The 22,228-nt window shown below is 67.9% G+C and carries 18 protein-coding genes; 8 read left to right on the plus strand and 10 right to left on the minus strand.

The genetic code is table 11. The annotated features are described in order from the left end of the window. Positions 1-157: 157 nt before the first annotated feature. Complete coding sequence (locus tag ACILRB_RS08730; RefSeq protein WP_395665904.1) at positions 158-670, plus strand: TspO/MBR family protein; 513 nt, start codon at positions 158-160, stop codon at positions 668-670. A gap of 12 nt (positions 671-682) precedes the next feature. On the opposite strand, the gene ACILRB_RS08735 is transcribed toward ACILRB_RS08730, so the two are convergent. Next, positions 683-1,468 carry a 3-hydroxybutyrate dehydrogenase gene (locus ACILRB_RS08735; RefSeq protein WP_395665905.1) on the minus strand — a complete coding sequence of 262 codons (786 nt, stop codon included), beginning with the start codon at positions 1,466-1,468 and terminating at the stop codon, positions 683-685. Between the two features lie 373 nt (positions 1,469-1,841). Here ACILRB_RS08735 and ACILRB_RS08740 point away from each other — a divergent pair, with 373 nt between their 5' ends. After that, entirely contained in the window at positions 1,842-2,279 is a 438-nt protein-coding gene (locus ACILRB_RS08740; RefSeq protein WP_395665906.1) for a transcriptional repressor, read from the plus strand. On the opposite strand, the gene ACILRB_RS08745 is transcribed toward ACILRB_RS08740, so the two are convergent. After that, the gene (locus ACILRB_RS08745; RefSeq protein WP_395665907.1) at positions 2,269-5,619 is read right to left on the minus strand and encodes a hypothetical protein; all 3,351 of its coding nucleotides are present in this window, start codon (positions 5,617-5,619) and stop codon (positions 2,269-2,271) included. The two genes, ACILRB_RS08740 and ACILRB_RS08745, sit on opposite strands and share 11 nt — an antisense overlap. Positions 5,620-5,786: 167 nt before the next feature. On the opposite strand from ACILRB_RS08745, the gene ispG reads away from it, so the two are divergent. Then, positions 5,787-7,115: a flavodoxin-dependent (E)-4-hydroxy-3-methylbut-2-enyl-diphosphate synthase gene (gene ispG / locus ACILRB_RS08750; protein WP_395665908.1), complete on the plus strand. Its 1,329-nt coding sequence runs from the start codon at positions 5,787-5,789 to the stop codon at positions 7,113-7,115. Positions 7,116-7,131: 16 nt separating this feature from the next. Here the strand turns inward: ispG and ACILRB_RS08755 are convergent, their stop codons facing one another. The 3 genes from ACILRB_RS08755 to ACILRB_RS08765 are packed head-to-tail and all read right to left on the minus strand — an operon-like array spanning position 7,132 to position 10,504. Next, positions 7,132-8,784 (minus strand): arylsulfatase, encoded by a 1,653-nt coding sequence (locus ACILRB_RS08755; RefSeq protein WP_395665909.1) that lies wholly within the window; start codon positions 8,782-8,784, stop codon positions 7,132-7,134. A gap of 26 nt (positions 8,785-8,810) precedes the next feature. Continuing rightward, complete coding sequence (locus tag ACILRB_RS08760; RefSeq protein ID WP_395665910.1) at positions 8,811-9,575, minus strand: DUF1345 domain-containing protein; 765 nt, start codon at positions 9,573-9,575, stop codon at positions 8,811-8,813. Between the two features lie 2 nt (positions 9,576-9,577). Further along, entirely contained in the window at positions 9,578-10,504 is a 927-nt protein-coding gene (locus tag ACILRB_RS08765) for a polyprenyl synthetase family protein (protein WP_395665911.1), read from the minus strand. A 107-nt stretch (positions 10,505-10,611) separates the two neighbouring features. Here ACILRB_RS08765 and mtgA point away from each other — a divergent pair, with 107 nt between their 5' ends. The 3 genes from mtgA to ACILRB_RS08780 all read left to right on the plus strand — a co-directional run bounded on the left by mtgA (position 10,612) and on the right by ACILRB_RS08780 (position 12,309). After that, complete coding sequence (gene mtgA, locus ACILRB_RS08770; protein WP_395665912.1) at positions 10,612-11,271, plus strand: monofunctional biosynthetic peptidoglycan transglycosylase; 660 nt, start codon at positions 10,612-10,614, stop codon at positions 11,269-11,271. A gap of 120 nt (positions 11,272-11,391) precedes the next feature. Beyond that, positions 11,392-11,583 carry a 50S ribosomal protein L32 gene (gene rpmF / locus ACILRB_RS08775; protein ID WP_395665913.1) on the plus strand — a complete coding sequence of 64 codons (192 nt, stop codon included), beginning with the start codon at positions 11,392-11,394 and terminating at the stop codon, positions 11,581-11,583. 396 nt (positions 11,584-11,979) lie between these two features. Then, complete coding sequence (locus ACILRB_RS08780) at positions 11,980-12,309, plus strand: DMT family transporter (RefSeq protein ID WP_395665914.1); 330 nt, start codon at positions 11,980-11,982, stop codon at positions 12,307-12,309. Between the two features lie 383 nt (positions 12,310-12,692). Here ACILRB_RS08780 and tal read toward each other — a convergent pair whose 3' ends face one another. From tal to exbB, 5 genes are all read right to left on the minus strand, one after another. Next, the gene (tal, locus tag ACILRB_RS08785) at positions 12,693-13,670 is read right to left on the minus strand and encodes a transaldolase (RefSeq protein WP_395665915.1); all 978 of its coding nucleotides are present in this window, start codon (positions 13,668-13,670) and stop codon (positions 12,693-12,695) included. A gap of 149 nt (positions 13,671-13,819) precedes the next feature. Then, entirely contained in the window at positions 13,820-14,230 is a 411-nt protein-coding gene (locus ACILRB_RS08790) for an EF-hand domain-containing protein (RefSeq protein ID WP_395665916.1), read from the minus strand. A gap of 183 nt (positions 14,231-14,413) precedes the next feature. Next, positions 14,414-15,238, minus strand: a complete 825-nt coding sequence (locus ACILRB_RS08795) for an energy transducer TonB (RefSeq protein WP_395665917.1) — start codon at positions 15,236-15,238, stop codon at positions 14,414-14,416. After that, on the minus strand, positions 15,235-15,765 hold the full coding sequence (gene exbD, locus ACILRB_RS08800) for a TonB system transport protein ExbD (protein ID WP_395665918.1): 531 nt from the start codon (positions 15,763-15,765) through the stop codon (positions 15,235-15,237). The genes ACILRB_RS08795 and exbD overlap by 4 nt, the downstream gene beginning before the upstream one ends. A gap of 4 nt (positions 15,766-15,769) precedes the next feature. Beyond that, positions 15,770-16,744 carry a tonB-system energizer ExbB gene (gene exbB, locus ACILRB_RS08805; protein ID WP_395665919.1) on the minus strand — a complete coding sequence of 325 codons (975 nt, stop codon included), beginning with the start codon at positions 16,742-16,744 and terminating at the stop codon, positions 15,770-15,772. Positions 16,745-17,270: 526 nt separating this feature from the next. Here exbB and ACILRB_RS08810 point away from each other — a divergent pair. Further along, a complete protein-coding gene (locus tag ACILRB_RS08810) occupies positions 17,271-21,851 on the plus strand; it encodes a DUF4011 domain-containing protein (protein WP_395665920.1) in 4,581 nt (1,526 codons plus the stop codon). 121 nt (positions 21,852-21,972) lie between these two features. Further along, a complete protein-coding gene (locus ACILRB_RS08815) occupies positions 21,973-22,128 on the plus strand; it encodes a hypothetical protein (RefSeq protein ID WP_395665921.1) in 156 nt (51 codons plus the stop codon). Positions 22,129-22,228 lie beyond the last annotated feature (100 nt).

The following is a 22,228-nucleotide window of genomic DNA, read 5'->3' on the forward strand; positions in this document are numbered from 1 at the left end:
GATCGCCAGATTTCGCGTCGCGGACGGGCGCGCCGGAACCGGAAACGGCTCCGCGCAATTTCGCCGCTTCGCCAAGGCCGGCGCGCTTCGCCGCCTGAACCAGGCTCGCCGCCTGAACATTGTCCCGCGCCTGCGGAAAATATCGGAAACTTTGGCCATGACGCCCACGCCCCTCGCCAAAAATCCGGGACGGATCGCGCCGTCGCTTGCGCGGCTCGCCCTTTGCCTCGGGCTCTGCGCGGCGATCGCCGCTGTCGGCGGCGCGACGACCGCGCCGCAAATCGGCTCATGGTACGCTTCGCTCGCAAAGCCCGCGTTCACGCCCCCGAACGGGGCGTTCCCGATCGTCTGGCCGGCGCTCTACGGCCTCATCGCCGTGGCGCTCTGGCGGCTGTGGGACCGCGCCCCCGCCTCTCCACAGCGGCGCGCGGCGCTGCTGACGCTCGGCGCCAATCTGGCGCTGAACGCGCTCTGGTCGCCGGTCTTCTTCGGCCTCCACGCGACGAAATGGGGGCTCGCGATCATTCTTGCGATGATCGCGACGCTCGTCGCCGCGATCATCGGCGCGGCGCGGGCCGACCGCCTCGCCGCGGCCCTGCTCGCGCCCTATCTGGCCTGGATCGTCTTCGCGGCGGCGCTCAACGCCGAGATCGTCCGCCTGAACCCGTAAGGGCCCGCGGCCTCAGGCGGCCGTCCAGCCGCCGTCCATGGAAAGATTGGCGCCGGTGATCTGCGCGGCCGCGTCGGTGCACAGGAAGCAGGCGAGCGCGGCGACCTCGTCGACGGTGACGAACTGCTTCGTCGGCTGCGCCGTCAAAAGAACGTCATTGATGACCTGCTCGCGGGTCAGGCCGCGGGCCGCCATGGTGTCGGGGATCTGCTTTTCGACGAGCGGCGTCCAGACATAGCCGGGCGAAATGCAGTTGACGGTGACGCCGAAGGTCGCGAGCTCGAGCGCCGCCGTCTTGGTGAGGCCGTCGATGCCGTGTTTGGCGCTGACATAGGCCGACTTGAAGGGCGAGGCGACCTTGGAATGGGCCGAGGCGGTCGAGATGATGCGCCCCCATTTGCGCGCTTTCATGCCGGGGATCACGGCCGCCATGGCGTGGAACGCGGCCATCAGGTTGATGGCGATGATGAGCTCCCATTTCTCCGGCGGAAACTCCTCGATCGGCGCGACGTGCTGGATGCCGGCGTTGTTGACGAGCACGTCAACGGCGCCGAACGTCTTTTCGGCGTCGGCGACCATGGCGCGGATCTCGGGGCCCTTCGACATGTCGGCCGAGGAATAGACCGCCTTGACGCCGAACTCCTTCTCGATGCCGGCTCGCTCGGCTTCGATCGCCGCGGCGTCGCCAAAGCCGTTGATGACGACATTGGCGCCTTCCCTGGCGAAGGCGCGGGCGACGGCGAGGCCGATTCCGCTGGTGGAGCCGGTGACGATGGCTGTGCGGGACTTGAGCGACATTCAAAGCTCCATGCGTGCGATTTCAGGCGCGGGCCGCCGGCCGGCGGCGTGGACGGGCGCCATTTTGGCGCCATGACCGAATCCGCCTGGCGGCGAGAGAGTGCAGCAGCGCCGCCGCCCCGCGCAAGCCCCGGCCCGGGCGCGCCGGACGGCGTCGCACGCCAGCGCAGCCTCCGCCCCCAAGCTTGCGCGAACCCGGCGCAGGCGCGACGCGCGCGCAAAAAGCCTTTAAACTGCGCCCATGACGGATTCTTCGCACGGTCCAGCAAAGGCGGCGCCCACAAGGCCGGCTCCCGCAAGGCATGGCTCCCCCGGGCATGATTGCGCCGACGCTTCGCATGGCGTCTCGCATGACGGCGCGCGCGGCGCCGCCATGCCGGCGCATGAGCCCGCCGCGCGCCCCCCGGAGGGGCTGACCCCGAGCCGGCGTCGCGTGCTCGACATTCTCGCCGCCGCGAACCGCCCGCTCGGGGCCTATGACCTCATCGACCTCGTCGGCGAGGCGACCGGCAAGCGCCCCGCCCCGATTTCAATTTATCGCGCGCTCGATTTTCTGCTCGAACGCGGGCTCGCGCACCGGCTCGCCACGCGCAACGCCTATGTCGCCTGCGGCCACGCCCATGCGCGCGAGGCGACGGTGGTTTTTCTCATCTGCGAGCGCTGCGGGACGGTGGCCGAGGCCCATTCCGGCGCGGTCGCCGAAGCGCTCGACGCGCTCGCCGCAAGGGCCGGCTTCGCGCCGCGCACCCAGGCGGTCGAGGTCGCCGGCCTGTGCCGGGCTTGCGCCGGCGCGACGCCGGTCACTGGCTGAACACGCCGGCCCATTGCAACAGGGCCGGCAGGCCGATGCTGCTGATCGGCAGCGCGACGGCGGCGATGGCCGGCTGAGCGAGAAACGCGCTGAAGGAGCCCTCGCTATAAGAGCTCACCCATTCCCGGCATTCCGTCCAGCGATCCTTGTTCATCTCCCCATCCGCGCGAGCGTGATCCAGCGCGCCGAGAGTTTGCTCGCGCGAACGGTCCGCAGCATTATTCAACGCCAAGGCGCACCCGAAGGCCATGGCGAGGCCGGTCATGTGCAATAAAATGAACGGAATGCTGGTCGGAAAATTCGCGAAATAGGAGCTGTTCGCGACGATCAGAAGCGCAAAGACGATGAAGGGATACCAAATCAGGTTGTTCACGCATTTTGTCCGCTTGGCGATGAACAGCATGTCCAGATACTGGTTGCGCACGATCTGCTCGGCTCTGGATAGAGCGGCCATCCGATGCGAGCTGGCGTTAGTCGAGCCAAATCTTTTTTCCCAAAGGTAATATGAGCTTTGCGGCCATGCCGTTGTCACGGTTCCAAGCCGGCGCACAAAAAGAAAACACGATAATGTGACGTCAACGACAATATATAAAATAAATACGGCTAGCACTATGTTAATAGTGCATATTACATTGAAAATATGTATTGAGTAGATAGATTTTCCATGATTGCTCTGATTTAAAATGTATGCGCTAAAATAAAATATTATTATAAATGCCGGAATACAGAATACAATAAAAACACGAAACATCCTGACCAGGCCCGCGCCGTGCCTGATAAACACTTTCCAGTTATCTTCCATATTGTAAACAGATAAATTCGCGGACTTCTGCCGGCTGTCCTGCTCAGGTTCCGTGACGGCGCCTGTATAATATAAGATGTCCGCAAGACCGCGCCAGGAAAAGATAAGCTGCGCCTGCTTCAGCAGGCGCAGCGAGCAGCGGTGTGGCCCATTACCCTGCATCACGTCGTCAGGCGCCATCAAATGAAATGTATTCGCAATTTCAACGGCATTATTTTCAAGATGCCGCAACGCTGCAACAATGAACCAGAAGCTTAACACTGCGATGAACAAATGAAAGACGAGCGGCCCGATGAGGCTCACGCCGCTGAAAATCAGCAACGGCTCTCGTAATTTTTCTACAACTCCCAGCACGTGATCAAATCCAAAGACAATGAAGAGGATGGCTAAACCGCTGACGACTAAAAAAGCATTCCAGTAATATTTGTAAATATAGTATAGCATTCGACACGTCCTCTGCGGAGCAGACGGCGCGCCACGGTGCAGAAGCGGGGCCAAAATCCCAAGAAATATAAACGCGAACCCGAGTGTGGCGTAGGCGTAGTCGGCTGAATTCTTTTCCAGCTGCGGCTGAACGCTCGGCTTCTCGGCGCCCTCGCGTTCTCCGCGAAGCTCAATGAATTCGCCGCGACGGGAAAGTTCAAACAATCGCGCCGGCGTTTGCTGCGACTCCGGATGCTCCAACAAGCCCAACGTGTCAGACGACAGCTTTGGGTCGAGGCAACCCGGCCCGTCTACGCCCCCCTGTGAGCGCATCTTCACGCAAGCCTGCGCGAGAGCGATCTGGACGGCGAGAAACAGCGAGGTTTGATCCGAGTCGCGAAACTGGGGAATGTCGTTTTGCAGGGCCTGCGCCAGCTTTTCGCCGTAGCCGGAGGCGATCAGAAGGTTGCGCGAGTCGCGCTGGTGATCCGGCAGCGCGAGGTGGGCGTTATATTCCGTTGTGAAGAAGATGGCGTCCGGAAGCGCCGCCTTGAGGGCCTGCAGCAGAGACAGCTTGTCGAAGACGTCGTTGCCAAGCAGACCGACCGCCTTGATGCGCGGACGCTGGTCGCGACGGGCCTGATCGTTGATCTTTGCGAGTTCGGCGGCGAGACGACGGATGTAATCGAACTGACTGACGCCAATCGTGCTTTCGCGGGTGAACGGCTCACGCCAGGCCCGGACGAGCTGCTCCACCGTCGAGATCGGGTCTTTTGCGCCCGACTGCGGATCTTTCGCGCCGATCTTGTCGGACGACGCCACATCGCCGTCCACGCCTCGCAGATAGGTTCGGATGATAAGGTTTTCGTCCTCGCAATTGTTTTTCTCTTTTGTTGTTGAATTGGTCTTTTTCTGCTTAATAAGCTCCTTCTTCATGGTCTTGAGAAGGAGCCTTCCGTAAAGCGTGTCCCATTCGGCGACGAGCGCGATACGGTCGGGGCCGAGGTTAACGCCTCGGCGATCCAGCTCTTCAGCTATTACTTTTGATAATTTGTCATCCTGCGGTGTCGTCCGTTCTATTTTAAATTTGGACGAGGCCACGTGTCCGTTCTGTCCAGCTTCGCACGTCTTATCTGAGAGCAACTCATCGTCAGCCGCTGTGGCGTTGGCGGAATAGAAGAGAACATGATTTAAGTTGTTTATTTTTTCAAATTTTTCCTCGTCTTTAATATTTCTGCATTTTCCATATGTGCATTTATCGTATTCGGCGATGTCCCGCTTCAGCTTTTGGAGCCCATCCGAGGTCGATGGCGCGATGATCGCCACGGGATAAGTGTCGGGATGCCGCGTCACATGACCGACGACGCTCGAAAAATACTTGAGCGGGTCATCGACAAGGTTCGCCTCGTCCATCCAGAGGACGAGAACCTGGAGTTTGCGCGGCCGATCAGGCTGCGTCTCGAACACTTCGAACGGAATCGCCGCGCGCGAGGTGGCCGTATCGCAGTCTTTCTTCGACTCCGCGAGGTAAAAAAACCCGATATGCTCTCGGTCTTTCGGCGCGAACCCGTGTCTGCCGAGGGCGCTAACGGTGGCGTAGCGCGCTCTCCGCCGCGCCTCCTCGTCCGCCGCATAAGACGAGCCGCTGACCGAGATGGCGAGCGTGATGGTGTCCGGCGACAAAGAATTGACGTAAGAGTTCGGCGGCGGCTCTTCCCGATTGTTTTTTGGTTTCGGCGGCGCCTTGTCCGCTCGTCGCTTTTTGCCGGCCAGCGCGGACGATCCGTCCAAACTGTCGTGTTCCTTCACCAACACGCCCTTAGACGGGGCTATATGAAAGCATTTCGCTGTCTTGTCGGCCTCGGCGACAGTCTTCGCCCTCAGGACCGAGCCGAACGGGTCTTCCCAAAGACGCGCCTGAACTTCCTGCGGCGGCGAGGGCTGGTGCAGACGAGCGGTTTCCGCTTTCGGACGCGTGCCCTTGAGTTCGCCGTGTTGCGACGCCGCCAGAGCGACGAGGGAAAGCGCGGCGACGGCAATGGCGCCGACATTTGTGAAACCGCCGTTCGTCTCTCCAGGCATGACGGCGCCGTTTTTTTTAATGATTAAAATCAAATGCTATAATTTTGTCACAGTCGTAGCGGTCGGTTTTGCTGTCAAGCCTTTTTGCGATTCGTCGCCACGAAACGCCGGCGATTGACGCCCCACGCCATTTTCTCCACCACTGTGGCCGGCCGATCGGCTAGGATCGGGGCGACGCCATCAACGGGACCATCGCCCGCATGACCTCGACGACCGACGCCCTGACCGCCCCGCTCGCTTCATTGCAGACGCCCGCCTTCGACTACGCCGGCGAACTCGCCGCCGCCCCCGCGCCGCGCCGGCGCTCGGTCGGGGTTCTGGTCGGCGAGGGGCCGGCCGCGGTCATGGTCGGCGGCGGCGCGCCGATCGTCGTGCAGTCGATGACCAACACCGACACCGCCGACATCGACGCCACCGTCACGCAGATCCTCGCCCTCGCCCGCGCCGGCTCCGAGCTCGTGCGCATCACGGTCGACCGCGACGAGGCCGCCGCCGCCGTTCCGCATGTCCGCGAAAAGCTCGCCCGCAAGAACTGCTTCGTGCCGCTCGTCGGCGATTTCCATTACATCGGCCACAAGCTGCTCGCCGATCATCCGGCCTGCGCCGAGGCGCTCGACAAATACCGCATCAATCCCGGCAACGTCGGCTTCAGGGACAAGCGCGACCGGCAGTTCTCGGCGATCGTCGAAATGGCCATCCGCCACGGCAAGACCGTGCGCATCGGCGCCAACTGGGGCTCGCTCGACCAGGAGCTGCTGACCGCGCTGATGGACGAGAACGCGAAAAGCCCCGCCCCCGCCGCCGCCGACGCGGTGATGCGCGAGGCGATGGTGCGCTCGGCCCTGCTTTCGGCCGCGCGCGCGGAAGAGCTCGGCCTTTCGCGCGAAAAAATCATCCTGTCGGCCAAGGTGTCGGCGGTGCAGCAGCTCATCGCCGTCTATCGCACGCTCGCCGCGCGCAGCGATTATGCGCTGCATCTCGGCCTGACCGAGGCCGGCATGGGCTCGAAGGGGATCGTCGCCTCCTCGGCCGCGCTCGGCGTGCTGCTGCAGGAGGGCGTCGGCGACACGATCCGCGTCTCGCTGACGCCCGAGCCCGGCGGCGACCGCTCGCTTGAGGTCAAGGTCGGCCAGGAAATCCTGCAGACCATGGGCTTTCGCACCTTCGTGCCGCTGGTCGCCGCCTGCCCGGGCTGCGGGCGCACCACCTCGACCGTGTTCCAGGAGCTCGCGCGCGACATCCAGCGCTATATCGTCGACGAGATGCCGAACTGGAAGACGCGCTTTCCCGGCGTCGAGAACCTCAACGTCGCGGTGATGGGCTGCATCGTCAACGGGCCGGGCGAATCGAAACACGCCGACATCGGCATCTCGCTGCCCGGCACGGGCGAAACGCCCACCGCGCCGGTGTTCATCGACGGGCAGAAGGCCATGACGCTGCGGGGCGAAAACATCGCCGCCGAATTCAAGCAGATCGTCGACGATTACATTCTGCGCCGCTTCGGCGGGGCGAAAAGCGCGGCGGAATAGCGCCGCGCTCTTTGGCTCATTTGCCTCGCTGCATGTTCTTTTTGAGCTGCGCGTCTATGGCGTAGTCCGCCGGGGTCTCGACGACGCCGTTTTCTTTCACATAGCGGTCGTAAGCGGCGCGCAGCGCCGCGACGCGCTGCGGATCCTGCCCGGACAGATCCGTGGTCTCCGCGGGGTCGCGTTTCAGATTGTAGAGCCGCCATCTCGAGTCGCCGAACGGCGGCGCGTTGCGCGCAAGCTTGTAATCGCCGTCATAGACCGCCGCGCCGCCGGCGACCTCCTGCGCGAAAACCCGCCGTTCGGCGGCCTCGCCCGCCGGCCGGCCGAGGCGCTGCGCCATCGAAACGCCGAAAAACGCGCCCGCGGCCGGCGGCTTGCCGCTCGCGAGTTCGAGCAGGGTCGGCGCGATGTCGACCACGGACAGGAAAGCGTCCGACACCCGCCCCTGCGCGACCTTCTGCGGATAGCGGACGATGAGCGGCGCGCGCACGCCGCCTTCGGAAGCCGATCCCTTGAAATTTGAGAACGGCGTCATCGACGCGCCCGCCCACCCCGGGCCATATTCCGAGTAAGAGCCCTTTTCGCCAATTCGCTCGTAAGACAGGTCGAAGTTCCGGGCGTAATAGTCGGGAAACAGCTTCATCAGCTCGGCGCTTTCGCCGCCGTTGTCGCTGAGAAACAGGATGACCGTGTCGTCGAGGAGGTTTTTCGCCTTGAGATGGGCGACGATCTCGCCGACGCTCTTGTCGACATATTCGACCATGCCGGCGTAGGCGGCCATGCGCCTCGAAGACGTCCTTCTGTCGTCGTCGGACAGGCGGCTCCAGTCCGACACGGGCTCCGACGCCGCCTGTCCCGGCGGAAACAGGCCGATGTCGATCTGGCGCTCGCGGCGGACGTCGCCGATCGCCCGCCATCCTGCGTCATAGACATGGGCGTAGCGGTCGATGAAACTCCTGGGCGCCTGATGCGGCTGATGGACCGCCTGAAACGCGAGATAGCCGAAGAACGGCTTCCCGTCTCCGGCATGAGCGTCGATGTAGCCGAGCATCTTTTGGGCGTAAAATTGCGTCGAATAGAAATCCTTCGGCGGCTCGACCGGATGCGCGCCCTCGAAGTAATGCAGCGAGGCGTATCCCGGGGTGTAGGATTTGTTCTCGAAATTGTCGCCGCCGCCTTCGGCGAGAACGACCGACTCCTCGAACCCCTGCCCGATCGGCAGCGTCTCCGGGGTCTTGCCGAGGTGCCACTTGCCGGCCATGTAGGTGTGGTAGCCCTGCGCGCGCAACAGGGTCGCCACGGTCGGCGATCTGCCGTTGAGAAAGCCCTCATATCCCGGCCGGCCGCGCTGGTTGTCGGCCAGCAGTTCAGACATGTTGCCAAGGCCGACCGTGTGATTGTCCTGTCCCGTCATCAACATGCTGCGGGTCGGCGCGCAATAGGCGGAAGTGTGGAAATTCGTGAAGCGCACGCCCTGCGCGGCGAGTTCGTCGATGTTGTGCGTGTAGATTTCGCCGCCATAGGAGCCAAGGTCGGAATAGCCCATGTCGTCGACGAGAATCAGAAGGATGTTGGGCGCCGACGCGGCGAACGCCTGACCCGCGGCGCCGATGACGGCCGCGCCGCACGCCGCCGCCGCGACGCGCCTCAAAAATCCGGCGACGCGCATGTGACTTCTCCGATTCAGGCGCCCGGCTAGATCAGCCCGGCGGCGATGTTGATGGTCAGCGCCAGCACCGCGCTGTTGAAGAAAAACGCGATGATCGAATGCGCCAGCGAAACGCGGCGCATCTCCTTGCTGGCGATCGAGACGTCGGCCGTCTGCGACGCGACCCCGATGATGAAGGAGAAATAGAGAAAATCGAGATAGTCGGGAACGTCGGTGCCAGGGAATTTCAAGCCCCCAGCGAGTTCGGGCTTGTCATGCGGCGCGTCGCCGGGCTTGCGCACGCCGGCTTCCTCGTCGTCGATCTCGTCGAAATATTCATGCGCGTAATGCAGCGCGAAGGTCAGGTGGATAAAGGTCCAGGCGGTGACGATGGTCGCCGCCGCGAGCGTGACATGCAGCGCTTTGGCCAGCCCCGCCATGTCCTGCGACACGCCGAGCTCCCCGACGATGGCGGCCATCGAAACCGCCGCGGCGGCGCAGGTCAGGATCAGCGTGACGACGCGGCCCTCGTCGCTCGCCTTGGCGCGGCGGCGCATGGAGTCGCAGTCCGACGTCACGACCAGCATGCCGGCGAGCGCGAAATAGAGCAGCGCGCCGGCGTTCCAGCCGATCAGCAGCCGCGTGGCGAAGGCCCAGGGCGTCGGCGTGACGAGACCCGCGGCCGCCGGAATGGCGACATAGGCGAGCGCCGCCGCGGCGAAGGAGATGAACAGGCGCGGATGGCCGCGCATGATGCGAAACGGGTAGCCGAACAGATAGAGCGCGCCCTGCGAGTCGCCGTCGCGCGCCATGGTCAGCTGGTCCGGCTGGCGGCGAAGCGGGCGGCTTCCTTCAGGACATGCGCGTCGGCGCCCTGCGGGAAACGGTCGAGCGCGGCGACGGCCTCGGCGGCGAGCCGGTCGCGCCGCTCGCGCGCGGCCTCGAGCCCGAGCGCGGCGACGAGCGTCGCCTTGTTGCGCCCGGCGTCCTTGCCGGCGCGCTTGCCGAGCGCAACTTCGTCGGCTTCGACGTCGAGAATGTCGTCGGCGACCTGAAACGCCGCCCCGAGCGCCGCGCCGTAGGTCGAGAGCGCCTCGCGCGCGGCGAGCGTGGCGCGCCCCATGACCGCGCCGGCCATGACCGCGACATGCAGCAGCGCGCCGGTCTTCATGCTCTGCAGCCGGATCACCGCCTCAGCCTCATGGGGCGCGGTCGACTGCTCGGCCTCAAGATCAAGCACCTGCCCGCCGATCATGCCGCCAAAGCCCGCGGCCCGGGCGAGGCCGAGCACGAGTTCGGCGCGCACCGCCGGATCGGGGTCGGTCTTCGCGTCGGCGAGAACGTCGAAGGCGTAGGTCAAAAGCGCGTCGCCGGCGAGAACGGCGGTCGCCTCGTCATAGGCCTTGTGCGTCGTCGGCCGGCCGCGGCGCAGGTCGTCGTCGTCGAGCGCCGGCAAATCGTCATGCACCAGCGAATAGCAATGGATCATCTCGATGGCGCAGGCCGCGCGCAGCGCGCCCTCGCCGTCGGCGCCAAACAGCCGCGCCGTCTCCATCGTCAGAAAGGGACGCAGGCGCTTGCCGCCGCCAAGGCTCGAATAGCGGACGGCGTTGAGAAGGCGCGCCGGCCGCAGGGTCTCGCCCGGCAGGGGCGCGGAGCCAAGCAGCGCGGAAAGCGCCGTTTCGACGTCGTCGGCGACGGCCTTCAGCCTCTGGTGAAACTCCGCCGCGCCCGCCGTCATCGCCGCTTCTCCCCTTGTCCGCGCGTAAAAAACAGGGGCCCGGCTTGCCCGATCGACGCGCATCGGTCAAGGCTCGCACGCAGCTTCCGCAGGAACGGGACCGGGCTTTGCGGCGATTCGCGCTGATCCTCATGAGCCTCATTGTGGCGGCGGTCGTGGCGCTCGCCGCGCTCATGGCCGCCTATCGCTTCGTTCCGCCGGTCTCGACGCTGATGCTGGCGCGCTGGGCGACGGGCGAGCCCGTCACGCGCGACTATGTTCCGCTCGCGCAGATCTCGCGCAATCTTCAGGCGGCGGTGGTCGCCTCCGAGGACGCGAAATTCTGCCGTCACGACGGCGTCGACTGGGACGCGCTCATGGAGGTGATGGAGGAGGCCGACGAGGACGGTCCGTCACGCGGGGCCTCGACCATCCCCATGCAGACGGTGAAAAATCTGTTTCTGTGGCCATGGCGCACGGCGGCGCGCAAGGCGTTCGAGATCGCGCTCGCGCTCGCGCTCGACTTCGTCTGGCCGAAACGGCGCATCCTCGAAGCCTATCTCAACGTCGCCGAATGGGGCGACGGGCTGTTTGGCGCCGAAGCCGCGGCGCGCCGCTATTTTGGCCGCGCCGCGTCGGAGCTCGACGCGCGGCAGGCCGCCCTGCTCGCCGTCAGCCTGCCCAATCCGCGCCGGCGGGACCCGGCGCGCCCCTCGCGCTTCATGTCCTCGCGCGCGGCGACGATTCAGGCGCGCATGCGCGAGGCCGACCTCTCCTGCGTCAAATGAGAAGCGCGGGCGCGCTTTCGGCGCTGGCCAAACGGGCGGATTTTGTGTAAGAGGCCCGTTCACCTCGAAACGCTGTCGAGCCTGGGGCTCGCCAAAACAGAGACGACGAGACTTTAAGCCATGGCCGTTCCGAAACGAAAAACCTCCCCCATGAAGCGGGGCTTCCGCCGCTCCGCCGACGCGCTCGCCGCGCCGACCTATGTCGAGGACAAGGATTCGGGCGAGCTGCGCCGGCCGCACCACGTCGATCTCAAGACCGGCATGTATCGCGGCCGCCAGATCCTGACGCCCAAGGCCGCCAAGGAAAGCTGAGCGCCTTTTCAGGCGTTCAGCGTCCCGAGCGTTCAGCCTGACGCGCGCCGCCCGCAGCGGCGCGTTTTCTTTTTGTTCAGACCGCATTTCTTGATCGTCTGGCGGGCGTCGCTTTCCAGGCTATGCGAAAACCTGGCCGCCGCCTCGTCGGCCTCTGCGGTTCGAGGCGTTCAAGCCATCCGATCGGCGGCGCCGCGCGTTCGAAGCGGGCGATGGCGACGAACGGTTTGTTGATCCCGAGGGGCTACGCCGCTAGAATTGCACGCCGCAATAGAGTTGCAGGGTGGCGTCTCCTGCGCCTGCCGCCGCAGGTTCTTCCCCGCCACGGCGTCACCTCCAGTGGAGGGGCGCCCCTGCTGTGCTAGGGCGCCTCTCGTCCAAGGACGCTGAGCGCACATGCACTATCTCTATCTTGTCATCGCCATCGCCGCAGAAGTCACGGCCACCAGCTTCATGAAGTCATCCGAAGGCTTCACGAAACCGGTCCCTTCACTTGTCATGGTCGCTGGATATGCTGCGGCTTTCTATTTCCTTTCCCTGACTCTGCGCACACTGCCCACCGCAGTCGCCTATGCAGTCTGGTCAGGGTTGGGAGTCGTCCTGATCGCCGCCATTGCCTGGATCTTCCAGGGCCAGAAGCTCGACGCGGCCGCCGTTCTCGGCATGACGCTCATCGTCGCAGGCGTCGTCGTGTTGAACCTCTTTTCAAAGGTCAGCGCCCACTAGGGGTGGGTCTGTGAGAGCGGGCTTGCGTCAGCTTACGCGCCCGCGTCGCAGCCATTGAGTTTATTTGAACGTCTCCGAGGCCGCATGAGCTTCATCGAAGGAACGGTTCGCGCGCAGCGCGTCGACCCTGTCCTGAACGATCCTGTCTTGCGCGGGGTCGGTGCGCAGGGTGGCGCGGCGGGGTTCCTTTCGTCGCCCAGAAATTATGGATGCCGGCGACGAGATGAAGGATCCACAATCCTTGTCCGTGTCAAAGCTGGACGCGAGCCCGCACAGGCAGGGCTCGCCCTTCGCCGGATATTTGGCGATCGACGGTTCGGACGAGGCCGTCGACCATGGCGCGCAAGCCCGACGCCGGCGCGCCACGGATCGAAAATCAGGGTTCAGAGATCGGCGAAAGCGTGCTCCGCCGCCGCGCGCAGCCGCGCCGAGACGAGGTCGCGCAGCGCGCGCAGGTCGCGGCTGAACAGGCGCACCCCCTCGGCGAGCTTCTCGGTCGCCATGGCGTCCTCGTTGAGGAGGAGCCGGAAGGTCTTTTCGTCGAGCGACATTTTCGCCGGCGCGCGATCGTCCGCGACGTCAGGCGACAGGCGGCGCGGCAGCGGGCCCGAGGCGCGGGCGAGTTCGTCGAGCAGCTGCGGCGAGATGGTGAGCCGGTCGCAGCCGGCGAGCGCCTCGATCTCGCCGACGTTGCGGAAGGAGGCGCCCATCACCACCGTCGCGACGCCATGCGCCTTGTAATAGTCGTAGATCTGGCGGACCGACACGACGCCGGGGTCGGTTTCGGCCGTATAGCCCGAGCCGCCGGCCTTGACGTGCCAGTCAAGGATGCGGCCGACGAAGGGCGAAATGAGAAAGGCGCCGGCGTCGGCGCAGGCGGCCGCCTGGGCGAGCGAGAAGACCAGAGTCATGTTGCAGTCGACGCCCTCGCCCTGAAGGATCTCGGCGGCCCGGATCCCCTCCCAGGTGGCGGCGATCTTGATGAGGATCCGCTCGCGGCCGACGCCGCGGCGCTCATATTCGGCGATGATCGCGCGCGCTTTGGCGAGCGTGCCCTCGACGTCGAAGGACAGGTCGGCGTCGACCTCGGTCGAGACGCGGCCCGGCACGATCTTGGTCAGCTCCTCGCCGAAATTGATCGCGAGCCGGTCGGCGACCTCGCTCGTCAGATGATTGTGGCTGCGGCCCCAGAGAATCGCCTCGGCGAGGAGCGGCTCATAGGCCGGAAGCTGCGCGGCCTTCAGGATCAGCGTGGGATTGGTCGTCGCGTCGACGGGCGCGAAGGCGCGGATGGACTCCATGTCGCCGGTGTCGGCGACGACCGTGGTCATGGTCTTGAGCTGGTCGAGTTTGGACAGCATGGAGGGTCCCGCTTTCTGCGCCTCCCGCCTTATACCCGAAGCCCCCGCGTCGCGCCAAGACTCGGGAAGTCGCGCCAGGACTCGGGCGCCAGCCTTGGCGCGCGCAAAGACGCGGGGCGCGCGCAAGCCCCGCGCCAGCCTCGCGAGGCTTAATGGATCAGCGTCTGGAGCTTCTTGCCGTGCTCGGTCTCGAGCTCCTTGGCGTCCAGCGTGCCGTCCTTGTCGGGGTCGGCCAGAACGAAGAGCTTCTCGACGACGACGAGATATTCGTTCTTGTCGAGCGTGCCGTCCTTGTCCGGGTCGGCCTTGACGATCTCCATCTCCTCAAGGACCCCCTTGAGCTCAGGATGGTCGAGCGTGTGGTCGGGGTCCTTGTTCAGCGCGTCGAATTTGGCGGCCGCGGCGGCCTTCACTTCGGCGAGGTCGAGCGTGCCGTCATTGTCCTTGTCGAGCTTTTTCACCACGTCGGCGGCGGCGAAGGCGGCCGGCGCATAAGCGGCGAAGCCGGCCGAAAGCAGGCCCATGAGCGACAGGCGGGCGAGAAGCGAAGCGGTTTTCATGGTCGGGTTCCCCTTTGAACAGGCGTGTCATGGGAAATAGGCCGGGACCGGGAAAAAGTCCATATTCGAAAGGAATATTTCTCATGAAAATCATGTGAATTCAGCGCCTCGCCGCGCCCGCCGAAAATGCAGCCCCAAAAACGTAAAAGCCCGGCGCTGCGGCCTGCGCCGGGCCGACGCCGGTCAGCGGAAGTTGATCGGCACGGTGAGGGTGATCACCGAGCCGCCGATCTCGGACGGCGGCGGCGGGAACGGCGCGGCGCGCCTCACCAGGGCCACCGCCTCCTGGTCATGAAGGGGCGAACCGGAGCTTCGCACGAGATGGGCGGCGATCAGGCGGCCCGAGCGGTCGACGCTGAAGGAGACCGTGGCGAGGCCGCCCGCGCCGCCGAAGGTGCGCTTGGCGGCGTTGAGCCGGGCGTAGACGAGGCCGCGCCAGTTCGACCCCGACATGGACACGCCGCCCGCGCCGCCGCCGCCGCCGCCGCCGCCGCCCTGCCCCGCCACGCCGCCGGCGCGGCCGGGGCCGGTTCCGCTCGGCGGCCGCGCATGGGAGACGCGCCGCGGCGCGGGCTTATGCTCGACGCGCTTCCTTTTCGGCTCGACCTTCTCGATCTTCTTCGGCTTCGGCGTCGGCTTTTCGGGCTTGACCAGCACGGCCTCGGCCCTGGGCGCGGGCAGGATGTCGGGCACGGGCTCGGCCTCCGGCGTGGGCTCCGGCGGCGGTTCGGGAACGGCCTCGGGCTCGGGCTCGGCGTCCGGCTGCGTCTCCTGCTCGGTCTGGGGCGCGGGCGCGCCGCCGCCGTCGACCTGGCCCGGCGCGAGCGGCGGAAGGTCGAGCAGCACCGCGCCTTCAGGGGCCGACAGCGCCTGCTCGTCCTCGGGACGATGCATCAGCCACCAGGCGAACACGCCATGCAGCAACAGCACGACGAGCGCCGCCGCCGCCCACCGCCCGACGGGAGGCGTCTCCCGGGGCGGCAGGATGAATTCGGCCTGCATGGTCATTGAGCGGCGGGGGCTGGAGCGGCGGGGGCTGGAGCGGCGGGGGCTGGAGCGGCGGGGGCTGGAGCGGCGGGAGCGGCGGCGCCCGGCGCGGCCGGCTCCGTCGCGCCCTGCGGGGCTTCGAGGCCGACGAGGCCGATCTTCAGATAGCCGGCCGCGCGCAGCAGGTTCATCGCCTCCATGACCTCGCCATAGGACACGGATTTGTCGGCGCGCACGAAGATGCGCGTCTCCTTGTCGCCGCCCGTCCTGGCGTCGAGGGCGAGGCCGATCGAGGTCCGCGGCACGGTCTCCTCGCCGATCACGAGGGAGAGCTCGGGCGTGATGGTCAGGAAGACGGGCTTGTCGGGCCGCGGCGCGGGCTGGGCGGTCGAGGCCGGCAGATCCACGGCGACGTCGACCGTCGAAAGCGGCGCGGCCACCATGAAGATGATGAGCAGCACCAGCATGACGTCGATGAAGGGGGTGACGTTGATCTCATGGTTGAGTTCGAGATCGTCGTCCGCCTGTTCGGCGAGTTTCGCGCCCATGCGGTCACTCCGCCGGGCGGCGCATGGCGATCACCTGCCGGGCGCGTCCCTCGGGCGCGTCGGCGCGGTCGAGGTCGCGCGACAGATGCCGCAGCACTTCGGCCGAGGCGTCGCCGAGGCGCGCCCTGTAGCCCGAGATCCAGCGCGCGAACAGATTGTAGATCATCACCGCCGGAATGGCGGCGACGAGGCCGATGGCCGTCGCAAGCAGGGCCTCGGCGATGCCCGGCGCGACCACCGCGAGATTGGTGGTCTGCGTCTTGGCGATGCCGACGAAGGAATGCATGATGCCCCAGACCGTGCCGAACAGGCCGACGAAGGGCGCCGTCGCGCCGATGGTCGCGACGACCGGCGTGCCCCGCGCCATCTTGCGGCCGACCTGCGCCTCAAGCCGCGACAGAAGCGTCGCGACGCGCTCCTTGACGCCTTCGGACGGCATGCCCTGCGAGCGGCTCTCCTCGTCAAGCGCCGCCGCGACGAACCGGCTGATCGGCGACGGCCGTCCGCCAAGCGCCGCCGCTGCGGCGCGCAGGTCGGGCGCGGCGGCGAGCGTCTCGAGGTCGCGGCGGGCGCGGACGCTGGCGAAAAGGAATTCGACGGTCTTGGCGAGCGCCACCGTCCAGGTCACGATGGAGGCGAAGGCGAGGCCGAGCATGACCGCCTTCACCACCGCGTCGGCGTTGACGAACATGTCCCAGGGCGAAAGATCGCCCATGTGGCTGACCGGGCCCGGCCGCGCGGACGGCGCGGCGACGTCCTGATGAGCCGGCGCGGCGGCGCCAGCCGGCGCGGGCGCGGCGTCCGCGGGCGGCGGCGCGACGGGCGCAGGGGAAGCGCCCGGCGCGGGAGACGCCGGCGACGGCGCGGCCGGAGCGTCTGCGCCGGTCTGCGCGAAGGCGGGGGCCGCGGCGAAGACTTCGGCCGCCGCGATCTGCGCCGCAACGCCGAGAACCGCCAGACAGGCGAAGGCCAGACCCATGCTCCGCCTCGCGACGGGCCGCGCCGGGTCGGCGCGCCGCCCTCGGAGACTGAGGTATATGTCCGACGGCTTCATATATAAATTCCCGACTTGCTTAGAAAAATTCCCGGCCACGGGCGGCCGCCGCGCCACTATAAACCGGACGTTTGAGTCGGCCATAAATTTAAGAAAATTTTACCTCTTCTAAACTGTCCGGCGCCCTGGAGGGCCCGCGCGCGCGGGCGACATGACGGGCGCGCCGGCCCTTCTTCTTCTCGCCCGTCGCGTCTGACTTCGGCCTGCTCCAGACAGGCGCGCCGCGGAGACTCGCCGGAACGGACCGCGTTTCGACCGGACCGCGCGCCCGTCAGCCGCGAAGATCAGGCGCCGCCCTGGCGCGACGCCGGTCTCCGCGAGCTGTTAAGAGGGTGTTTACTTCAAAATGCCTTAATAGTGACGAATATCTTTACTTAACATTGCATATTTCTTAACGTTCCGAAGGCTTTCGGCGTCGTTGAGAAGCGCCCGGCCAGCGAGGCTCAGGAAAATGGGCGCGGTCACGTCGATTGCGGCGGTTCGCAATCAAAGAAACGCCGAAAAGCAAAAGACCCCGGACCCCGCCGCCCCGGCGGATCAGCTTGCGGCGCAGATCGAGAAGCAGCTCGCCGACGCCCGCCTGCGCCTGATCGAGACCTCGACGCGCAACCGCCTCATCCACATGCCGCGCGAGACCCGTCGCGGCCGCGGCCTGTCGATCGTCGGCGCGAAGGCCGACGCGCTGTTCACGCTGCTGACGCGCGAAGGCCGGCCGCTGCGCTTTCTGCCGGCGGGATCGGGCCGGGGCGCGGCGAAAATCGAGGCCGACGCCGGGGCCCGGAGCGCGGCGCGCGCCAGCCTGCAGACGCAGCTTCCGCCCGAGGCCCTGCACAGGCGGCTCCACGCCATCGCCCGAGACGCCCGCACCGCCGAGGAGGAGCGCGGCGTCAACGTGCTGTTTCTCGCGCTCGGCTTCCTGCGCTGGTATGAGAGCGACCGCTCCGCCGCGCCGCGCGAGGCGCCGCTCGCGCTCCTGCCCGTCTCGCTCGCGCGTGACGCGCGGCGTTCGACCTTCGACCTTGTCGCGCGCGAGGAGGAGATCGTCGCCAATCCCGCCCTGCAGGAGCGGCTGCGTTACGACTTCGGCCTCGCCCTGCCTGACGTTCCCGACGCCGAAGGCTGGCTGCCAAGCGGCTATTTCGCCGCCGTCGCCGCCGCCGTCTCGTCCAAGCCGCGCTGGTCGATCGACGCCGACGGCGCCGAACTCGGGTTCTTTTCGTCCTCGCGTCTCCTGATCGCGCGCGATCTCGACCCGGCCAACTGGCCGGACGGCGGCCTCGCCCGCCACCCGCTGCTGCGCGGCCTGCTGCGCGAGGGCTTTCCCAGCGAGCCGCCCTTTCCCCCGCCCGACGCGAACCTCGACGAGACGCTCGACCCGGAGGCGACGGTCCATGTCCTTGACGCCGATTCGTCCCAGGCCCGGGTGGTCGAAAGCGTGCGCGCCGGGCGCAATCTCGTGGTGCAGGGGCCGCCCGGCGCGGGCAAGTCGCAGACCATCGCCAATATCGTCGCCGCCGCCGTCCATGACGGCAAGACGGTGCTGTTCGTGGCCGAGAAGATGGCCGCGCTCAATGTCGTGCATGACCGGCTGAAAAGCGTCGGCCTCGGCGAGCTGTGCCTCGAACTGCACAGCCAGGCGGCCAACAAGCGGCTCGTCGCCGACGCGCTCGACCGCACGCTTCAGTCGACCGAGCCCGTCGCCGAGGACCCTGCGGCGGCGGACGAGCTGCGGCGCGCGCGCGACGCCCTCAACGCGGCGGCGCGGCGCCTGCACGCGCCGATCGGCGCCACCGGGCACACGCCCTTTTCGGCGCTCGGCGCGCAGATCGCCGCGAACCGGCGGCTCATGACGCCTGACCAGGCGCTGGTCGAGGCCGCGCGGGGCTGGACGCGGGCCGCCTATGAACTCAAGGCCGAGAACGTCGCGCGGCTCGCGGCGCTCGTCCAGAGCGCGGGGCCGCTCGTCCGGCATGTCTATTTCGGGGCGCGTCGGCGCGATCTCCAGCCGGCCGACTTTCTGCGCCTGACGCCGCAGATGCGCCGCCTCGCCGACGAGGCGACGGCGCTCGCGGCCGCGGCCTCGGGCCTCGCGCGCTTCGTCGGCCTCGGCGGCGGGACGACGCTTGCGGGCGTGGCGGATCTCGTGCGGCTGCTGCGGCTCGCGGCGGCGCTGCCGGCGGGGGCGCCGCCCGCGGCCCGCGCGCTCGCCCGGTCGAACGCGCTCGACGCCGTCGCCGCCGCGGCGTGCAAGGGCCTTGAATGGCGCCGGCTCAAAACCCGCTGCGACGCCTATTTCAGGCCGACGGCGTGGTCCGCGCCGGTCGCCGAGCTGCGCGAGCTGCGGCCGCGCCTCGCCCGCGCGGCGGCCATCTGGCCGGCGCGGCTCGCCGCCCGCTCGCGCGACGCCGAACGGCGCCTGCGCGCGCTCGCCACCGTGGCGCCGCCGCGCCGCCTCGCCGACCGCCTCGCCCTGCTCGACGACCTGATCGCGGCGCAGGAGCTGGCGCAGGCGCTGGGCGACGACGCCGACATGCTGCGCGACGTGCTCGGCGACCTCTGGCGCGGGCCGCAGACGGATTTCGCGCGCCTGCTCGAAACCGCCGAGGCGACGCGGGCGCTCATCGCCTTCGATCCCGACATCGACGTCGACCGGCTCGTCGGGCTCGCCGAGGACCGCAGCGCCGCCCTGTTCGCCGACGGGCTGCAGGGCGCGCTCGACGCGCTCGCCCCGCTCGCCGCATCGCTCACGCAGGCGCTCGACCTCGACCTCGCCGCGGCCTTCCACGTCAAGACGGTCGCGGCGATCGACCTCGAGCGCCTCGCCGCGCGGGCCGGCCAGTGGGCCCGCCATCCCGAGCTTTACGAGCAGTGGCTGCGCCTTTCGGACGCCGACCGGCGCCTGCGCGAGAGCGGCCCCGTCGCCTTCGCCGACGCGCTCGCGGCCGGGACGCTCGCGCCCGAGCGCGCCGGCCGGACGCTCGAGGCGGCCTTCGCCGAGGCGGCGTGGCGGCTCGCGCTCGAAGCCGACCCGCCCCTCGCCGAGTTCGACGGCGCGCGCCAGGACGCGCTCGTCGCCGCCTTCCGCGTGCTCGAGGCGCGCCTGCGCCGCGCCGCCGCGCTCCGCGTGCGCGCGCGCCACCAGGCCGGGCTGCCGCGTGGCGCGCTCGGGGCCATGGGCGTGATCCGCGGCGAGATCGGCCGCAAGCGCAACCACATGCCGCTGCGCAAGCTGATGAAGGCCGCCGGCTCGACGATCCAGAAGATCAAGCCCGTCTTTCTGATGAGCCCGCTCTCGGTGGCGCAGTTCCTGCCCCCGGGCGCCGTCGAATTCGACCTGCTCGTCATCGACGAGGCGAGCCAGGTGCGCCCCGCCGACGCGCTCGGCGTGGTCGCCCGCTGCCGCCAGATGGTCGTCGTCGGCGACCGGAAACAGCTGCCGCCGACGCAGTTCTTCGACCGCATGCTGGCCGACGAGGCCGAGCCCGCCGAAGACGACGACGAGACGGCCGGGGCCGGGACCGCGCTCGCGCCCGTCAACGACCTCGAAAGCATCCTGACGCTGTGCGAGGCGCGCGGCGTCGAAAGCCAGATGCTGCGCTGGCATTACCGCTCGCGCCATCCCTCGCTGATCGCCGTCTCGAACGCCGAGTTCTACCGTCGCCTGATCATGCCGCCGGCGCCCACGCTCGAGCGCGGCGAGCGCGGCCTTCTCCTGCGCCGTGTCCCCGGGGCCTATGACCGCGGAGGGATGCGCGTCAACGTCGTCGAGGCGGAGGCGATCGCCGAGGCCTGCGCCGCCCATGCGCGCGACACTCCGGGCCTCTCGCTCGGCGTCGTCGCCTTCTCGACGCCGCAGCGCGACCTCGTCAGCGAGCGGCTCGAGGCGCGCCGCCGCGCCGATCCGCTGCTCGACGCCTTCCTGCGCGGCGGCGGACGCGAGGACGCCTTCGTGAAAAATCTTGAAAACGTGCAGGGCGACGAGCGCGACGTGATCTTCGTCTCGGTCGGCTACGGCCCGCGCGAGCCGGGCCAGCCGATCGAGCGCATGGCCTTCGGCCCCGTCTCGAGCGAAGGCGGCGAGCGGCGCCTCAACGTCATCTTCACGCGGGCGCGGCTGCGCTGCGAGATCTTCGCCTCGTTCGGCTCGGGCGACATCGACCTCGAACGCGCCACGGGCCTGGGGCCGCGCGTGCTCAAGCGCTTCCTGCATTACGCCGAGACGGGCCGCCTCGACGACGACGCGCCGACCGGCCTTGGCTTCGACTCGCCGTTCGAGGCCGACGTCGCGGCGACGATCGAATCCATGGGCTACCGGGTCGAGCCGCAGTTCGGCTCGGCGGGCTTTCGCATCGACATCGCCGTGCGCGATCCGGCGCGGCCGGGGCGCTTCATCCTGGCCGTCGAATGCGACGGCGCGACCTATCATTCGGCGCTGTGGGCGCGCGAGCGCGACCGGCTGCGGCAGGAGACGCTCGAAGGGCTCGGCTGGCGCGTGTGCCGGGTCTGGAGCACGGACTGGTTCTATCGCCGCGACGAGCAGATCCGCAAGCTGCGCGCCGCGCTCGACGCCGCGCGCGAGAAAGCCGGCCTCGACGCCGCGCGCCGCCCGCCCGCCGCCCGCGCCGCTCAGGCCGCCGCCCCGCAGGCCGCCGCCGCCCCGCAGGCCCCCGCCGCGCCGCCGCAGCCGGCGCCCGAGCGCGCGGCCGAGACGCCGGCCCCCGCCAGCCCGCCGCGCCCCGGCGGGAGCGCGCCGCCGTCGTCAGGGCCGGAGCGCGTCGCGCACCGCATCCGCGCCATGGTCGAAGCCGACGGCCCGCTGACCCAGGCCGAAATCATGCGCAGGCTCGCGCGCGGCCGCCCGGGCCGAAAGCTCGCGCAGGACGCGGAGGCGGCCTTCGCGCTTCTCGGCGGCCCAAACGGCGGGCTGCGCCGCGACGGCGAGCTCTGGACCCTGCGCCGGCGCGCCGGGCGCCCCGCCACGCGTGCGAAAACGCGCCGGGCCGCGCGTCCGGAGGGCGGACTATCCAGCTGAGCCGGACGCCACGCCGATTTAGTTGCCTAGTCAACCAGCGAGGTCGGCATATCTTCGGCCCGGCATGTCTTCGGCCCGGCCTGTCCCGGGACTCGCCGCGCATGTCGGTTTCTGGCTGCGCATGGCGTCGAACCACGTCTCCCGCGCCTTTGCGGCCAGGCTGGCCGACAGGGAGGTGACGGTGGCCGAATGGCCGCCTGACGCGCGCGCTCTACGGCAGGGAGCCGGCGTCGGCGAGCCCTTTCCAGATCAGGAGACGACGGCCGCCGTCTCCTGAGATGATCGAGCCATGGGCGGCCGGAAACGGGCAAGCGCCGCCGAAGGGGCTGCGTCGAAGGACCAGCGAAACGATCCGCCGCCGCGCAGGCGAGGGGCTC

This window comes from Methylocella sp. (genome assembly GCF_044226135.1).
GTDB lineage: Bacteria > Pseudomonadota > Alphaproteobacteria > Rhizobiales > Beijerinckiaceae > Methylocapsa.

Excerpts from the sequence above, each read along its gene's own strand:
- ACILRB_RS08780 (WP_395665914.1), top strand. The coding sequence starts at position 11,980 with ATGCACTATCTCTATCTTGTCATCGCCATCGCCGCAGAAGTCACGGCC.
- ACILRB_RS08765 (WP_395665911.1), bottom strand. The coding sequence starts at position 10,504 with ATGACGGCGGGCGCGGCGGAGTTTCACCAGAGGCTGAAGGCCGTCGCC.
- ACILRB_RS08815 (WP_395665921.1), top strand. The coding sequence starts at position 21,973 with ATGGCGTCGAACCACGTCTCCCGCGCCTTTGCGGCCAGGCTGGCCGAC.
- ACILRB_RS08730 (WP_395665904.1), top strand. The coding sequence starts at position 158 with ATGACGCCCACGCCCCTCGCCAAAAATCCGGGACGGATCGCGCCGTCG.
- ACILRB_RS08810 (WP_395665920.1), top strand. The coding sequence starts at position 17,271 with ATGGGCGCGGTCACGTCGATTGCGGCGGTTCGCAATCAAAGAAACGCC.
- exbB (WP_395665919.1), bottom strand. The coding sequence starts at position 16,744 with ATGGGTCTGGCCTTCGCCTGTCTGGCGGTTCTCGGCGTTGCGGCGCAG.
- tal (WP_395665915.1), bottom strand. The coding sequence starts at position 13,670 with ATGCTGTCCAAACTCGACCAGCTCAAGACCATGACCACGGTCGTCGCC.
- ACILRB_RS08755 (WP_395665909.1), bottom strand. The coding sequence starts at position 8,784 with ATGCGCGTCGCCGGATTTTTGAGGCGCGTCGCGGCGGCGGCGTGCGGC.
- ispG (WP_395665908.1), top strand. The coding sequence starts at position 5,787 with ATGACCTCGACGACCGACGCCCTGACCGCCCCGCTCGCTTCATTGCAG.
- ACILRB_RS08740 (WP_395665906.1), top strand. The coding sequence starts at position 1,842 with ATGCCGGCGCATGAGCCCGCCGCGCGCCCCCCGGAGGGGCTGACCCCG.
- ACILRB_RS08735 (WP_395665905.1), bottom strand. The coding sequence starts at position 1,468 with ATGTCGCTCAAGTCCCGCACAGCCATCGTCACCGGCTCCACCAGCGGA.
- ACILRB_RS08790 (WP_395665916.1), bottom strand. The coding sequence starts at position 14,230 with ATGAAAACCGCTTCGCTTCTCGCCCGCCTGTCGCTCATGGGCCTGCTT.
- rpmF (WP_395665913.1), top strand. The coding sequence starts at position 11,392 with ATGGCCGTTCCGAAACGAAAAACCTCCCCCATGAAGCGGGGCTTCCGC.
- ACILRB_RS08760 (WP_395665910.1), bottom strand. The coding sequence starts at position 9,575 with ATGGCGCGCGACGGCGACTCGCAGGGCGCGCTCTATCTGTTCGGCTAC.
- exbD (WP_395665918.1), bottom strand. The coding sequence starts at position 15,765 with ATGGGCGCGAAACTCGCCGAACAGGCGGACGACGATCTCGAACTCAAC.
- ACILRB_RS08795 (WP_395665917.1), bottom strand. The coding sequence starts at position 15,238 with ATGACCATGCAGGCCGAATTCATCCTGCCGCCCCGGGAGACGCCTCCC.